Source organism: Streptomyces sp. JJ36 (assembly GCF_021696945.1).
GTDB lineage: Bacteria > Actinomycetota > Actinomycetes > Streptomycetales > Streptomycetaceae > Streptomyces.
The window spans coordinates 19843-34668 of sequence record NZ_JACYHE010000035.1 but is presented as its reverse complement, the minus strand read 5'-3'; the positions used below and the strand labels follow the sequence as shown (position 1 = coordinate 34668).

14 protein-coding genes and 1 pseudogene are annotated in these 14826 nt (G+C 69.3%); 14 read left to right on the top strand and 1 reads right to left on the bottom strand.

Annotation, left to right across the window (positions count from 1 at the left end; translation table 11 throughout):
- Nucleotides 1–38 precede the first annotated feature (38 nt).
- On the top strand, nt 39–374 hold the full coding sequence (locus tag HOY81_RS15440) for a hypothetical protein (RefSeq protein WP_007505730.1): 336 nt from the start codon (nt 39–41) through the stop codon (nt 372–374).
- A 168-nt stretch (nt 375–542) separates the two neighbouring features.
- The gene (locus HOY81_RS15435; RefSeq protein WP_237320980.1) at nt 543–935 is read left to right on the top strand and encodes a hypothetical protein; all 393 of its coding nucleotides are present in this window, start codon (nt 543–545) and stop codon (nt 933–935) included.
- A 111-nt stretch (nt 936–1046) separates the two neighbouring features.
- On the opposite strand, the pseudogene HOY81_RS15430 reads toward HOY81_RS15435, so the two are convergent.
- Nucleotides 1047–1313 (bottom strand): annotated as a pseudogene (locus HOY81_RS15430) (IS481 family transposase); the annotation flags it as partial.
- 556 nt (nt 1314–1869) lie between these two features.
- Between HOY81_RS15430 and HOY81_RS27590 the strand changes: the two are divergent.
- The 12 genes from HOY81_RS27590 (at nt 1870) to HOY81_RS15375 (ending at nt 14604) form a co-directional block, all read left to right on the top strand.
- Nucleotides 1870–2478, top strand: coding sequence for a helix-turn-helix domain-containing protein (locus HOY81_RS27590; protein ID WP_306423487.1), 609 nt, complete (start codon nt 1870–1872; stop codon nt 2476–2478).
- 218 nt (nt 2479–2696) lie between these two features.
- The gene (locus HOY81_RS27585; protein ID WP_306423486.1) at nt 2697–3125 is read left to right on the top strand and encodes a hypothetical protein; all 429 of its coding nucleotides are present in this window, start codon (nt 2697–2699) and stop codon (nt 3123–3125) included.
- 125 nt (nt 3126–3250) lie between these two features.
- On the top strand, nt 3251–3622 hold the full coding sequence (locus HOY81_RS15420; protein ID WP_237320979.1) for a hypothetical protein: 372 nt from the start codon (nt 3251–3253) through the stop codon (nt 3620–3622).
- Entirely contained in the window at nt 3615–3890 is a 276-nt protein-coding gene (locus HOY81_RS15415; protein ID WP_237320978.1) for a hypothetical protein, read from the top strand. The genes HOY81_RS15420 and HOY81_RS15415 overlap by 8 nt, the downstream gene beginning before the upstream one ends.
- Before the next feature lie 607 nt (nt 3891–4497).
- Nucleotides 4498–5163 carry a hypothetical protein gene (locus HOY81_RS15410; protein ID WP_237320977.1) on the top strand — a complete coding sequence of 222 codons (666 nt, stop codon included), beginning with the start codon at nt 4498–4500 and terminating at the stop codon, nt 5161–5163.
- 70 nt (nt 5164–5233) lie between these two features.
- Nucleotides 5234–5746 carry an SMI1/KNR4 family protein gene (locus HOY81_RS15405; protein WP_237320976.1) on the top strand — a complete coding sequence of 171 codons (513 nt, stop codon included), beginning with the start codon at nt 5234–5236 and terminating at the stop codon, nt 5744–5746.
- Between the two features lie 391 nt (nt 5747–6137).
- Nucleotides 6138–7373 (top strand): amidohydrolase, encoded by a 1236-nt coding sequence (locus HOY81_RS15400; RefSeq protein WP_237320975.1) that lies wholly within the window; start codon nt 6138–6140, stop codon nt 7371–7373.
- Nucleotides 7374–8898: 1525 nt separating this feature from the next.
- Complete coding sequence (locus tag HOY81_RS15395) at nt 8899–9942, top strand: BMP family protein (RefSeq protein WP_237320974.1); 1044 nt, start codon at nt 8899–8901, stop codon at nt 9940–9942.
- A 225-nt stretch (nt 9943–10167) separates the two neighbouring features.
- Entirely contained in the window at nt 10168–11778 is a 1611-nt protein-coding gene (locus tag HOY81_RS15390; protein ID WP_237320973.1) for an ABC transporter ATP-binding protein, read from the top strand.
- Nucleotides 11775–12896: an ABC transporter permease gene (locus HOY81_RS15385; RefSeq protein WP_237320972.1), complete on the top strand. Its 1122-nt coding sequence runs from the start codon at nt 11775–11777 to the stop codon at nt 12894–12896. The genes HOY81_RS15390 and HOY81_RS15385 overlap by 4 nt, the downstream gene beginning before the upstream one ends.
- Nucleotides 12897–12928: 32 nt before the next feature.
- Nucleotides 12929–14194, top strand: coding sequence for an ABC transporter permease (locus HOY81_RS15380; protein WP_237320993.1), 1266 nt, complete (start codon nt 12929–12931; stop codon nt 14192–14194).
- Nucleotides 14191–14604, top strand: a complete 414-nt coding sequence (locus HOY81_RS15375) for a cytidine deaminase (RefSeq protein WP_308341053.1) — start codon at nt 14191–14193, stop codon at nt 14602–14604. The genes HOY81_RS15380 and HOY81_RS15375 overlap by 4 nt, the downstream gene beginning before the upstream one ends.
- Nucleotides 14605–14826 lie beyond the last annotated feature (222 nt).

Here is a 14826-nt window from a genome sequence, read left to right as displayed (position 1 = left end):
CCCCAGACCGGGTAAACAGGCTGGTAGAAGGTGGCTACATGCGTGAAGATGAACTCGAGGAGATCGAGGAGTTGTGCTCTGCGGCCACTCCGGCGCCTTGGTTCGTTAGGACCTTGGACGATGACTCCGCCATGAATCTTGTGGCGGTGAGCACGGCTCCCGACACTGGTGCTGCCGAGAGGTGGCCGAACTTTGATCATCGAGACATGATTGCCGCAACTTTGGTTCAGCATCCGCGATACGTCGATTCTGGCGACGAACGCTGGGACGAGAACGCGGCCTTCATCGCAATGGCGCGGGAGGCTGTGCCGCGCCTTGTGGAAGAGGTTAGGCGTCTCCGGGCCCTGCTTGCAGGTGAGGGGAGTGGTCAATGATGGGATATTCGGGCTTCCTGGTCAATCGAGGAACCGGAGTCTGAATTCCGTCTTCTCGTTGGCCTGAGTGTACGGACGGCTAACCAAAGAGTGCGCAAGAAAGTAGCCCCCCGCCGTTTTTTCCGGAGAGGGCTGCTGCGGCTTTTCGGGGCGGTCTGACGGCAGTAGTTGACGGCAACGTCAGCGGACGATGGCTCCGCACGGCGGCGGGTCGTAGCCGTCGTTGTTGGCCGGCTCATCGTTGGCGGGACCGTCCAGGGCGGTGTCGCGACGGCGGACGGCAAGGTATCGCGGGCCTCGGAGGGCGAGCGCCGGGCGGACGAGGAGGCGGTGCGGCTCAGCGGCAAGACCGACGACGAGGTAGCCGCCGAACTCGCCGCCGCTGAGGAGCGGTTCGCCAAGGCCAGCACCGAGTACGAAGCCGCCACAGCCCACCGTGATGCCATGCGTGCCGTCATGGAGCAGCGCAAGCGCCTCAGCGGCAACTACACGCCCGAAGAGGCCGCCGCCAAGGCCCAGCGCCTGCACGACCGGCTGAACGAAGGTAGACGTCGACGCTGAACCGGCCGCACACGGCGCAGCGGCAGAACGCGCGGCATGGGGTCGGCACGGGGTTGTCGAGTCTCAGTAGATGATTGACGGGCTGGCGTCGGGTGATGCTTGACGTCTGTCCTAGACGATCTTCCGGCGGTTGTGTTCGCCGGACTTGCGGACGACCACATCCTTCCTGGTGACGCGGGGGACGGCGGTGATCAGCTCTTGGCCGTGGAAGATGCGGATGGTGTCTTCGCTCAGGTGGGCGGTGACGACCTGGTGGGCATAGCCGCGGCCGAGCTGGATGCGCTGTCCGGCGATCATGAAGCCGCCGACGCTGCTGACCGTCCGCTCGGCGATCTGCTCGGCGGGCGGAGGCAACAGCGGTGGCGGCCGGGCCGGACGCGCAGCACGCGGAGAGCTGTTCAGAGTTTCTTTACTTGATCAAGGCGACCCGCTGACGCGGGCCGCGCGCGCTCCGGCCCTGCGGGGCCGCCGCCCGCTCCTGTCTCCGCCCCGCTCGCCGTCGGCCCCGCCGGTCCGGGCGCGCAACAGCCAGCACAGCGAAGCCACCTGGGGCTCTGCCCCAGACCCCGGCCCTCCCTCCGAGGAGCATCGGGGACGAATGTCGGGTGCGGTTCCGTCGTGGTGAGTGGTCGCGGGGCGCGGGTGGGGTCCCTCGTCGCCCGGTCACCGGAGGCGTACCAGGAACCCCCGGGGGCCGCCAAGGCCGAGCGCACGCGTCACGGGGTGAGCCTTGGCGGCCCCCGGGGAACCCTGGTCCCGCGAAGCTGCCCGACCGACGAGGGACCCCTCCCGCTCAGGCCGGCTCTGCCGGAGGCCCGGCCCCACGCTGCCCGCGTCGCGCTGAGTGGGTGATCCCTCCCTGGCGGGTATCTGCCGGATAGCCACCGGTTGACGCGCCCGTCCGGCGTACCGTGGCGCTGGAGGTGGTGAGCAGATGGCTACGGAACTCACGGAGCTGGCGGACAACGTCCGCAAGTACCGGCGTCGGGCCGGGATGAGCCAGGAGGAACTGGCCCACGCCGCAGGCGTGTCACCGGGCACGGTGCGCAAGGTCGAGCAGGGCGGAACGGTCCGCATGGAGACGCTGCACAGCCTCGCCCGCGCACTGGAGGTGACCACGGCAACGCTGCTGGCCCCGGACGCCCCGCAACCGGTGGGCCGCGCCGAGGACGCGAACCGCGTCAACCTCATCGAGCTGCGAGCCACCCTGACTCCGCCGGTGGGGCTGGCCGACCCGGGCGGTGAGGCCGGCGAGGAGGAGCCCAACGTGCGCCGCTTCCGCCGGGCGGTGCATGACGGGGCGGTGCTGTACCACTCCGACAGTTACAAGAGCGTCGCCTCCAACTCCCCGGACTACTACGGGACGCCAACAGCGCGGTCGCCTACTACGACAACGGCGAGGAACACCGCCAGGCGCTTCTGGCCCGAGCCGAAGCCCTGCAACTGGCCGGCCGCTACCTCACGCAGGTCCGCCAATACGACCTCGCTTACACCGCCCTGTCCGGGGCGATCACCGACGCCCGCCGCGTCGCAGACATTCTGACCGCAGCGTCCGGCGTGATCGGCATGTGCTGGCTGCTGCTGCGCCAGGGCCGCCTGGACGAGGCCGAGCACCTGGCCACCCAGACCGCCGACATGATCGAGCCGAGGCTTTCCAAGGCGACCCCCGACGAGCGCGCGGCATGGGGCTGGCTGGCCCTACGGGCTGCGGCTGCCGCAGGCCGCAACAACCGCCCCCAGGAGGCCCGTCACTATCACCGCGTGGCTACCACAGCGGCATCGGCGGTAGGGCGGGAGCACACCGGCTCGTTCTTCCGGCACTGGACGACCTTCGGCCCGCTGACCGTCGGCATGAAGGGCGTCGTGGACGCCATGATCGTGGGCGACGCGCGCACCGTCGTACGCAAGGCCGGCGAGGACGCCCTGTCGCCCAAGGTATGGAAGAGCACAGGGCGGCCCAGTGACGACAACTGGAACCGCCACCGCATGGACGTGGCACGCGCCCACGCCCGCACCGGCGACCTGGCCGCGGCGATGGACGAGCTGACCGGAGTACGCCGAGCATCCCCCCAATGGCTCAGGCACCAACACGTAGCCGCCGTGACCATGCAGGAGATCCTGAAGAAGCGCAAGCGCACCCTCACCGCCGAGATGCGCGACATGGCCTCCTACCTGGGCGTCGTCGGATAGCTACCACGCAGCGCAGCACTTCGCACACTCTGCGTCGCAAACTGCCCTGGCCCATACGTGGAGTGATGGCCAGCCAGCTCCTACGGTCACCGTGTCCCTATCAGCGACCCGACCGGGGGTGCACGGTGACCAAGCCCAGAAGCGACGCGGACCGCATGCGCCGCAGGGAGCTGTACGACGCGGCAACGGGCTTGGCCGGCCCCCGCTTACTGCCGTGGACCACCCCGGACGGGAAGCCCTGCTACCTGAGCACCGACGGCAGGGGCTACCTGTCCACCCTCGCCGACACCATCGAAGCCGTCCAACTCGGCATGGGCGAAGAACTGCTGGAACACGCCCGCGAAGTCCTGGCCCCCGGCGCACGAGCCCTGTCGGCCACCGAGTACCGCTGGCTCGCCAACCGACTGGCCGAAGCCCTCACCGACGCGCTCCGCGTTGCTGAATCGCGCGGACGGCGCATCCCGGACCCACAGGAAGAGGCAGCCGAGCATGCCTGACACCGCAACGACCGGCACGTCGGCCCGCAAGCGCTACCGCTTCCGCGAATACCACGTGACCGCCGTCGTGGACCCCATGACCCTGCCCACCTTCGAGGCCGTCTGCGTCACCGGCGAAGACCACGACTGCGGCGTCACCTCCGGCGCAGTGCACACCGAGGACGAACTCACCCGCTGGATCGCCGAACATTGCGCCGCCACCGGCCACGACTTCTATCACCGCACCACCCGCGCCACCCTCCGAGCCGAACCAGGCGCATGGCAGTAACAGGCCCGCCCGCCGCACCCGCCGCCCGCGCCCCCTGACGGCAGTAGCGACGGCAACACCCACGGATCTCCCCGCACAACCACGGACGCCAGCGGAAGGCACAACCCTCTCTGACCAGCGAAGAAGCAGGTAGAGGGGTGCCGCGTAGCACACGTACTATGTGCTGGCGGGGAACGCCCCGGTCCTCGTCCACAACTGCGGCGATGCGGACGTTGTAGACAGGCTCGATGAGCGTCGTAGCGTGATCAAAGAGGAAGCTACCAAGAAAAAGCGTCCTGGCACGATCTCGGAGATGCACACCACTACGCCGTCAGGGCTAATTGTCGTGACACACGGAAGAGCTGGGTATCAAGGCGCCGTCCATCGAACTCTTCGGCAGGCATTCATAGATCTTGATGTGACGAACGGCCGGTGCAGCGAAATGCATTGTCTTAATCAGGTGCTAAATATGGGATTCGACCCTACGGGCTCTCGAGTGACGACTATGGGAATCCTGTCAAAGCGGGTGGGCCGGGTCTGGGACGGTGCCGTTATGAGCCCCTGCGCTCAATGTGCACGCGTCCTGTCGAGGTTCGGTATCTCGTCCGCACGTTAGGGGTGTGTGTCCGTGATTAGCGAGGTGCTGACCCGAAATCTTTCGGAAAGTGCGACCGCCTTTTTGTGCCGGTCCGCGAGTTTTGTCGAAGCGGCGATCGCTGATCCGGGCCCGGATGTGCGAACAGCGGCTCGGGGCATGTTCGGGGAGTTTAGGGCTACGCAGTGTCTGAAGCTCCTGGAGCATCTTCAGGCGGAGTTGGCTGGCCTGACGTACTTTAGTGCCTCATGGTCGTTCGAAGAGAAGGTCACTTTCTGGCCGGAGCTAGACCTGGACCCGGACGATGAATTTCCTGCGATCTCGCTCCTGGAGCACTCGGTGGCTCAGCCCTTCGGAGTATGGGTTGACGAGCAAGGAAAGGTGCAATTCATGTTCCCGGGAGAACATGAGGGTAAGTACCTGCCCGTGTTTCCCTCTGTGCACCATATGATCGAATCTGATGCTCTCCATGCTGAGTGCAAAAGTTCTGACTGGGTCCTGGATGCTGGAGGCGGGGCGGCAGATATTGCAGACGCTGCGGCTTATTGCGAGTCGCTAGGGAAAATCTCTCACGCCTCCGGGTACACGGAGCAATGGTGGGGGTCTGCAAGTTCAAGGGTTTTCATATGGAGAACCTTCAGTGAACTCTTCCAGGACGAGCACGCTGTGCGGTGGGCTCTGTGGGAGCGTCGGCAGTGAGCCTTTGGCTCTCGGTTTCGTGCAGTGGGTGTGGTGACACGTGGGGCGTGCACGGTGAATGAGGGGTCACGTGGCTGATTGGACCGTTCTCTTCGCGCACATGGTCGCGGCCAAGCAACGGTTGGCTGCGAGCGATCGGGATGGGGTGTGGCGCCATGGGGCGCCAAGGCTCCCGGCGACGTCAGAAGGGATCGATCGGGTCACTGCTGTTACCGGCTGCCCCTTGGACGCTGATCATGCAGATTTCCTGAGACGTGCGGACGGCTGGCCTGCCATTCTGCAGGATATCGACCTCTTTGGGACGGCGGAATTCGGTACTACTGCCTACGTTGAGGCCGAGGAATTGGTGCGTGTGATTGAAGGCGAAATTGACATCAGGCGAGGTGGCTCCAGTCGATTGATTCCCATCGGCGCATCAAGGACAGATGTCGACATTCTGGTTATGCCCTGCGGTAGCGGCTCGAGGGAATCTGCACCAGTCATCTGGCTTGCGGGCGGGGAAGTCGAAAGGTACGGGAGCTTTCCTGACTTTTTCCGAGGGATGATCGAACACAACCTTGCCGAAGCGAACGCCCTAGATTGACGGGATGGCCACCACCTTGGGGCTGGTGGCCCGGCGAGTGGGCCCCGACGGGTCCAGTCGGCCGCCGTCGCTCACATATGGAGGCCGCAGTGGCGCGGCCTCCGCGCCCGAGCCTCGTACGGGGTGGGGTCGGGTGGCCGCTGTCGGGCGGGCTGCCCTGGGGGGAGGGCCGTGGGGGAGGCGTCTCGCCGGCGGCCCGGCGGGGACGGGCGGCAGGTGTCGAGTGCCGGTCACGGAGGTACCCCGGCAGGGATGGTGCGCGGGTAAGCGTAGAGAGATACCCAACGGAGAGTGTGCGTAACCGCCGCACAGCGTAGTTTCTATCACCGGCGGGGATGAAATTTTCGTGATCAACTGTCAGTTGCCGCCCGGATGGGCCTACGCTCCGGACATGAACCGTCTCCTGTCCCCGGAGCCGGCGGCAGCGTCCGCTGGTATGCCAGTTCTGCCCGGCACACTGCCGGAGACGCTCTGTGAAGAGCTCGTCGCCTTCCGCCGCGATCTTCACATGCATCCGGAGCTGGGGCACCAGGAGTTCCGTACGACCGCGGCGGTCAAGGCGCGGCTGGAGCAGGCGGGGCTGGAGCCCCGGGTGCTCGCCGTGGGGACCGGACTGGTGTGCGACATCGGGGGCGAGGTCGGCGGGGACGCGCTGGCCCTCCGCGCGGACATCGACGCGCTGCCCATCCCGGACACCAAGACCGTGCCGTACCGGTCCACCGTCGCCGACCGCGCACACGCCTGCGGACACGATGTGCACACCGCGGTGGTGCTCGGCGCCGGCCTGGTGCTGGCCGACCTGGCCCGCCGCGACCTGCTGCCGCGTCCGGTGCGGCTGATCTTCCAGCCCGCGGAGGAGGTGCTGCCCGGCGGGGCGACGGACGCCATGGAGTGCGGAGTGCTGGACGGTGTCGGGCGCATCCTGGCGGTGCACTGCGACCCGCGGGTGGACGCCGGGAGGATCGGGCTGCGTCCCGGGCCCATCACCTCGGCCTGCGACCGGCTGGAGATCGGCCTCGTCGGCCCGGGCGGCCACACCGCCCGCCCGCACCTGACCACGGATCTGGTCACGGCCGCCGCCAAGGTGGCCACCGAGGTGCCCGCGGTGCTGTCGAGACGGGTCGACACCCGGTCCGGACTCGCGCTGACCTGGGGCCGGCTGGAGACGGGGCACGCCTGCAACGTCGTCCCGCAGCGCGCGGAGCTCTCCGGCACGGTGCGCTGCCTGGACCTGCCGACCTGGCGGGCGGCGCCCGACCTGGTGCACGCAGCGATCGACGAGGTGGCCACGGTGCACCGGGCCAAGACCGAGATCGACTACGTCCGCGGAGTGCCGCCCGTGGTGAACGAGTCGGCCTCCACCGACCTGCTGAACGACGCGATGGTGGCCCGGTACGGGCCCAAGGCGGTGGAGCCGACCGAGCAGAGCCTCGGCGGCGAGGACTTCTCCTGGTACCTGGAGCACGTCCCCGGCGCCATGGCCCGGCTCGGCGTCCGGGCGGCGGGTGAGCGCGGCCACCGCGACCTGCACCAGGGCGACTTCGACGCGGACGAGAGCGCCATCCGCGTCGGGGTGGAGCTCTTCACGGCCGCGGCCCTGCTGCACCCGGGACGCCCGCCGGCCTGACGGCAGGGGTGGGGCGACGCAGCGCGGGGGTGGCGTCGCGGCCGGGGCGGTCCCCCGGTCTGCCGGGTGCGGGTCGGCCTCGTGGTTGCTGTTACTGCGTGGCGGGCTACGGGGGGAGGGGTGCCTTGCCGGGGCGCGTTCATGCTGCGGGCGCGGGTGGCGCGGTCGGCTGGGTTCACCCGTCTGTGACGGGGCCGGGCGGCGGGGCGGTCGGTAGCCGGTGACGGGCGCACTGTGGCGGGCTGCTGCCGCGCTGTGCCTGGGGTTTCGTCTTCTCGCTCCGCTCGTTCCACGTGCGTGGCACTGCGCGATTCGTCTGCGGGCCGTTCCGGAGCGGGGGTGCGCCCGGCGGCCAGTCGGTAGGCCGAGCGGGCACGCGGGCTGCGACCTGGCGAGGCGCATCCGCCGCCCGGTCTGCGCGGGCTGCCCCACGGCCTGGCGGGCCGACGAGGGGCCGGATCGGCTGCTCGGCCTGAGGCCTCTCGGAAGGGCCGGGCCTCCGGCGCCCCGCCTGGGGTGCGCCACGGCCTGGCGCTTGCCGGGCCTGTCCCCCGGCAAGTGCCCCCGGGTCAGGGGTGTAAGGGCCGCCTCTGGAAACCACCCCTGACGATTCCCGGATGATCTTGTACTGGTCCACGGTAAGCCCAAAAAATCGCCGGATTTTGGGATTACCGTGGACCAGTACAAGATCGCAGTAGAAGCCGCCCACTGAGACCCTTACACCCCGGCCCGCAGCGAGGCGACCCCGCCAAGGAAAGGGGCATAGGGGGCATTCCGCAAGTGGACCAGTACAAGATCACGACGCGGGCGGGCCTCCGGCGCCCCGACCGGCCGCGCGGGCAAGGGGGTGATCCCGCCCCGGAGCCGCCCGCATCCTCACCGGTCGCGCCGCGCACCCCCACTCCGGAACGGCCCGCAGGCGAACGCCGCAGTGCCACGCACGTGACACGAGCGGAGCGAGAAGACGAAACCCAAGCCACCACGCGGCAGCAGCCCGCCAGGGCACGCCCGTCTCCGGCTTACCGACCTGGTCATGCCGCCCGGCCCCGTCGCAGGCGGGTTGACCCCGGCCGACCACGCCACCCGCCACCGGCACCCTGAACGCGCCCGGCACCCACCACCCCTCCCCTCGTAGCCCGCCAAGCAGTGACCGCAACCACCGGCAAGCGGCACCCGGGAGGCGCCCCGCGCGACCCCGGCACCGTGGCCGCACGCGCGCGCCCCCGTATTGGCGCACCCGCCATCCACCCTCCGCCGGCCACCCAGCTCCCGCACGCCCCGTGGTCGTCCCGTGACGGACCCGGCCCCCAGCGGTGACGTACCCCTGTGGCCTGCGGTTTCGTGCTCCCGGGTGAGGGCCGGGCTCGGCCGGGGGAGGGGGCGCAAGGGCGTGGTGAGGCCTGCTTGACACCGATCCGGTAACGGCCGTCCAGGAGCCCTTTACCTGGAATCTACGCGCGTTAATCTGGCCCGGAACATCCAGCGCCGGGAAGAGGCGCTTCCGGGAGACGAAGGGAACGTCCTCTTGCGTCGGATATCCAAGATTGCAGCCGCGGTCAGCGCCACCGCGGCCCTCGCGCTGACGGCCACCGCGTGCGGCGAGAGCTCCACCGAGGCGAACAAGGGTGAGAAGAAGGAGAAGGGCGTCGGCCTGGCCTTCGATGTCGGCGGTCGTGACGACCACTCCTTCAACGAGTCCGCCGCCCGCGGTGCCGACAAGGCCAAGGAGGAGCTCGGCGTCAACGTCGAGATGCTCACCGCGAGCAACAACGAGACCGAGGCCGACCGCGAGCAGCGCCTCACCAACCTCGCCCAGCAGGGCTACGACCCGGTCATCGGCGTCGGCTTCAGCTACGGGGCGTCGATCGAGAAGATCGCCAAGAAGTTCCCGGACACGACCTTCGGTCTGGTCGACTCCGTGGTCGAGGCGCCGAACGTCGACAGCATGGTCTTCTCCGAGCACGAGGGTTCCTACCTCGCCGGCGTCGCCGCCGCGCTGAAGACCAAGACCGACAAGGTCGGCTTCATCGGCGGTGTGAACAACGCGCTGATCCAGAAGTTCCAGGCGGGCTTCGAGCAGGGCGTCAAGGCGACCGACAAGAAGGTCAAGGTCACCTCGGAGTACCTGTACCCGAACAACGACAAGGGCTTCAACGACCCCGCCGCCGCCAAGGAGAAGGCGAAGGGGATGCTGGACCGCGGCATCGACATCATCTACACCGCTGCCGGCCAGTCCGGCGCGGGTTCGATCGAGGCGATCCACGACCACGGTGACGCCTGGGCGATCGGTGTCGACTCCGACCAGTACCAGCAGCCCGGTCTGGCGGAGTACAAGGACGTCATCATGACCTCGGTGGTGAAGAACGTCGACGTCGCCGTCTTCGACCTGATCAAGAGCGTCGAGGAGGGCAAGCCGCTCACCGGTGTGAACGCCTACACGCTCAAGGAGGACGGCGTCTCCCTCGCCACGTCCGGCGGCTTCATCGACGACATCATGCCGAAGATCGAAGAGGCCAAGAAGAAGATCGTCAGCGGCGAGGTCACGGTCAGCGAGACCCCCGCGAAGTAAGCGGGTCCGCCGCTGACGGGCCGGCAGGCCCGCATGGCGTGGGCCCGGCGTGGAGGGTGCAGCGGCACCCTCCGCTCCGGGCCCGCTTTCTCGGGGGGATGCTACGCGCGTAGCGCGACGGTCACGCGATACCGTCACTTCCGCCCCATCCTTCACTCCTTCGCCCGGTCCCCTCGAGGAGAGTGCGTCATCCAAGCGTCCAGCAGCAGCCCGCCGGCCGGCAGCGTGACCCCAGCAGGCGCCGCGCCGGCCGTGGAGCTCCACGGCATCACCAAACGGTTCCCGGGTGTCGTGGCCAACCACGACATCGACATCACCGTCCGCCGCGGCACCGTGCACGCCCTCGTCGGGGAGAACGGCGCCGGCAAGTCCACCCTGATGAAGATCCTCTACGGCATGCAGCCGCCGGACGAGGGCACCATCACCGTCGACGGCGAGAAGGTCTCCTTCCGCACCCCGGCCGACGCCATCGCGCGCGGCATCGGCATGGTGCACCAGCACTTCATGCTCGCCGACAACCTCACGGTGCAGGAGAACGTCGTCCTCGGCGCCGAGAAGCTGTACGGCATCGGCGGCGGCGCCCGCAAGAAGATCATGGAGCTGTCCGACGCGTACGGCCTGGCGATACGCCCGGACGTGCTCGTCGAGGAGCTCGGCGTCGCCGACCGGCAGCGCCTGGAGATCCTCAAGGTCCTCTACCGAGGCGCCCGGACGCTCATCCTCGACGAGCCGACGGCCGTGCTCGTGCCGCAGGAGGTCGACGCGCTCTTCGACAACCTGCGCGAACTCAAGGCCGAGGGCCTCACCGTCATCTTCATCTCGCACAAGCTGGGCGAGGTGCTCACCGTCGCCGACGACATCACGGTGATCCGGCGCGGCACCACGGTCGCCGCCGTGCAGCCGGACGAGACCACCCCCAAGCAGCTCGCCGAACTCATGGTCGGCAGTGAGCTGCCGTCCCCGGAGACCCGCGAGTCCACCGTCACCGACGTGGAGATGCTGAAGGTCGAGGACCTGCACCTCTCCGCCACCGACCCGGACGGCGGCGTCCGCGCCGTGCTCGACGGCATCACCTTCACCATCCACAAGGGCGAGGTGCTGGGCGTCGCCGGTGTCGAGGGCAACGGGCAGGCCGAGCTGGTCGAGGCCGTGATGGGCCTGCGCGACCCGGACGGCGGCACCGTCACCCTCGACGGCGAGGACATCTCCCACCGCCCCACCCGCGCCCGGCGCGAGGGCGGCATCGGCTACATCCCCGAGGACCGTCACCGGCACGGCCTGCTGCTCGCCTCCCCGCTGTGGGAGAACCGCATGCTGGGCCACGTCACCGAGGCCCCGAACAGCAAGGGCGGGCCCCTCGGCGTCCTCGACATCGCAGCCGCCCGCAAGGACACCGAGCGCATCGTCACCGACTACGACGTCCGGACGCCCGGCATCGAGGTCACCGCGGCCAGCCTCTCCGGCGGCAACCAGCAGAAGCTGATCGTCGGCCGGGAGATGAGCCACCACCCCAAGCTGCTCATCGCCGCCCACCCCACCCGCGGCGTGGACGTCGGCGCGCAGGCGCAGATCTGGGACCAGATACGCGAGGCCCGCCACGAGGGCCTCGCGGTGCTGCTCATCTCCGCCGACCTGGACGAGCTGATCGGGCTCTCCGACACCCTGCGGGTGATGTACCGCGGCCGGCTGGTCGCGGACGCGGACCCCGCCACCATCACCCCCGAGGAGCTGGGCTCCGCCATGACCGGCGCCGCCAGCGGCCACCTCGAGGCATCCGGCAGCGGCTCCGCCACGGGTGTGGAGGACGAGACCGGCGAGGAGGGCGACCAGCGGTGAAGTCCCTGAAGATCGACAAGAACCGGCTGATACTCGGCATCGCCGCTCCGGTCCTGGCACTCGTCGCCGCGCTCGTCATCACCTCGCTGATCATGCTGGCGACCGGCAAGGACCCCATCGGCGCCTACACGCTGATGGTGGACTACGGCTCCAAGAGCGACAGCCAGGTCTGGATCATCAACAAGGCGATCCCGTACTACCTGTCCGCGCTGGCCGTGGCCATCGGCTTCCGGATGAACCTCTTCAACATCGGTGTCGACGGCCAGTACCGCATCGCCGCGTTCTTCGCCGCGGTCGTGGGCGGCGCGCTGACGCTGCCCGGCGTGGTGCAGATCCCGCTCATCCTGCTCATCGCGGTGGTGGTCGGCGCGGTGTGGTCCGGCATCGCGGGCTTCCTCAAGGTGACCCGGGGCGTCAGCGAGGTCATCACCACGATCATGCTCAACTTCATCGCGGCCTCGCTCATCGGCTACTTCCTGCAGGAGGGCCGGCTGGCGGTGAAGGACGGCAACATCTTCCACACGCCGGACATCCCCGAGTCCAGCCACATCTTCTTCCTGCCGACGACCCCCGACGAGATCAACGGCTTCGTCTTCATCGCCGCGGCCGTCGGCTTCGGCTACTGGTTCATGCTCAACCGCACCCGCTTCGGCTTCGACCTGCGTGCGGTCGGCGGCTCCGAGACGGCCGCCCAGGCCAGCGGAGTCGACGTCAAGCGGATGGTCGTCACCTCGATGGTCCTCTCCGGCGCCGCAGCCGGCCTGGTGGGCATGCCCATCCTGCTGGGCGAGGCGCACAACTACGGCAACGACTTCCCCACCGGCATCGGCTTCACCGGCATCGCCCTCGCCCTGCTCGGCCGTAACAACGCCGTGGGCATGGCCTTCGCCGCGCTGCTGTGGGGCTTCCTCGACCGTACCGGCGCCTACATCCAGCTCGAGGACTACGCGCAGGAGACCGTCGAGGTCATGAAGGGCGTCATCGTCCTCTGCGTGGTCATCGCCTACGAACTCGTCCGGCGCTACGGCCTCCGCCGTCAGCAGCGCGCCGTCGGCGAGCAGCTCGCCAAGCAGGCCCGGAACGCCCGGAACAACGACAAGGCGGAGGTGTCCGCGTGAGCACGAACCTCTCCGCCAAGTTCTCGGAGTCGCTGACCGAGCGCGGTCGCGCGCAGAGCGCACGGAAGCAGCGCCGCAGGCTGACCTGGCCCTGGATCCTGCTGATCATCGCCGGGGGTCTGCTGCTGCTGTCGGCGCTGCGTGTGATCACCGGCGTCGAGGGCATCACCGGTTTCGGCGTCTACTCCACCGCCCTGAGCTGGGCGGTGCCCATCGGCCTCGCCGGCCTCGGCGGGCTGTGGTCCGAACGGGCCGGCGTGATCAACATCGGCCTCGAGGGCATGATGGTGATGGGCACCTTCGCCGCCGGCTGGATCGGCTGGCAGTACGGGCCCTGGGCGGCCGTCGTCGCCGGCCTGCTCGGCGGTGCGCTCGGCGGCCTGATCCACGCTCTGGCCACCGTCACGTTCGGCGTGGACCACATCGTCTCGGGTGTGGCCGTGAATATCCTCGCCCTCGGACTCACCCAGTTCCTCGCGAAGCTGTGGTTCGCGGCGCCGGGCAGCGAGGCCGCGGCGGTCGGCGGGAACGACCGGCAGTCGCCCAAGATCGACGACATGTCGCAGTTCTCGGTGCCCCTGCTGGCCGACTGGCTGGGCTCGCTGGAGAGGCAGGACTGGTTCTTCCTGTCGGACGCGGCCGGCATCGCGCGCGCAGCCGTGGACAGCGTGTCCTGGCTGACGCTGCTCGCCGCCGGGCTGTTCGTCCTCACCTTCTTCGTGCTGTGGCGCTCCTCCTTCGGCCTGCGGCTGCGTTCCTGCGGTGAGAACCCCGTCGCCGCGGAGTCGCTGGGCGTGAACGTCTACCGGTACAAGTACGCGGCGATCACCGTCTCCGGCGCCCTCGCCGGGCTCGGCGGCGCCTTCCTCGCCCTCTACGTGCATTACTACCAGGAGGGTCAGACCGGCGGTCGCGGCTACATCGGCCTCGCCACGATGATCTTCGGCAACTGGCGTCCGGGCGGTGTCGCCATGGGCGCGGGTATCTTCGGGTTCATGGACGGCACCCAGCTCCGCGGCGGCGGCCCGACGATCCACGCCCTGCTGCTCGTGTTCGCGGTACTCCTGGTGGGCTACGGCCTGTGGAAGCTGTACAAGGGCTCGCGGACGTCCGCGATGGTGGCCATGGCCTCCGGCGTGCTGGTCGCCCTCTGGTACGCGACCACCGACACCGTGCCCCGCGAGCTCGTCGAGGCCAGCCCGTACCTCACCACCCTGCTGGTGCTGTGCCTGGCGACGCAGCGGCTACGGGTGCCGAAGACCATCGGCAAGCCCTACCGGAAGGGGCAGGGCACGTGAGCCCGCCCCCCGGAGCGGACCCCGCCGTCGACTGGGAAGCCCTGCGGGAGCAGGCCCGGGACGCCATGACCCGGGCCTACGCCCCCTACTCCGGCTTCCCGGTCGGCGCGGCCGCGCTGGCCGACGACGGCCGCACGGTGACCGGCTGCAACGTCGAGAACGCCGCCTACGGCGTCGCCCTCTGCGCCGAGTGCGGTCTGGTCTCCGCGCTGCACGCCACCGGCGGCGGCCGGCTGACCGCCTTCACCTGCTGCGACCGGCACGGCGCGCTGCTGATGCCGTGCGGCCGCTGCCGCCAGCTCCTCTGGGAACACGGCGGTCCGGGCCTGCTGGTCGACACCGCCGGGGGCGTCCGTACGCTCGCCGAGCTGCTGCCCGACGCGTTCGGCCCGGCGGACCTGGACCGCTGACCGGCCGCGGGCCACCGGCCCGCGGCCGGCCGGGCGTCGCCTTCCGCCCTCCGGGACGGGTCCCCGTACGGCGGCCCGGCTCCCGCCCACCCGGGCCGTTCCGCTCCCGCCCACCCGGGCAGTTCCGCTCCCGCCCACCCGGGCAGTTCCGCTCCCGCCTACCCGGGCAGTTCCGCTCCCGCCTACCCGGGCAGTTCCGCTCCCGCCCACCCGGCCCCTGCA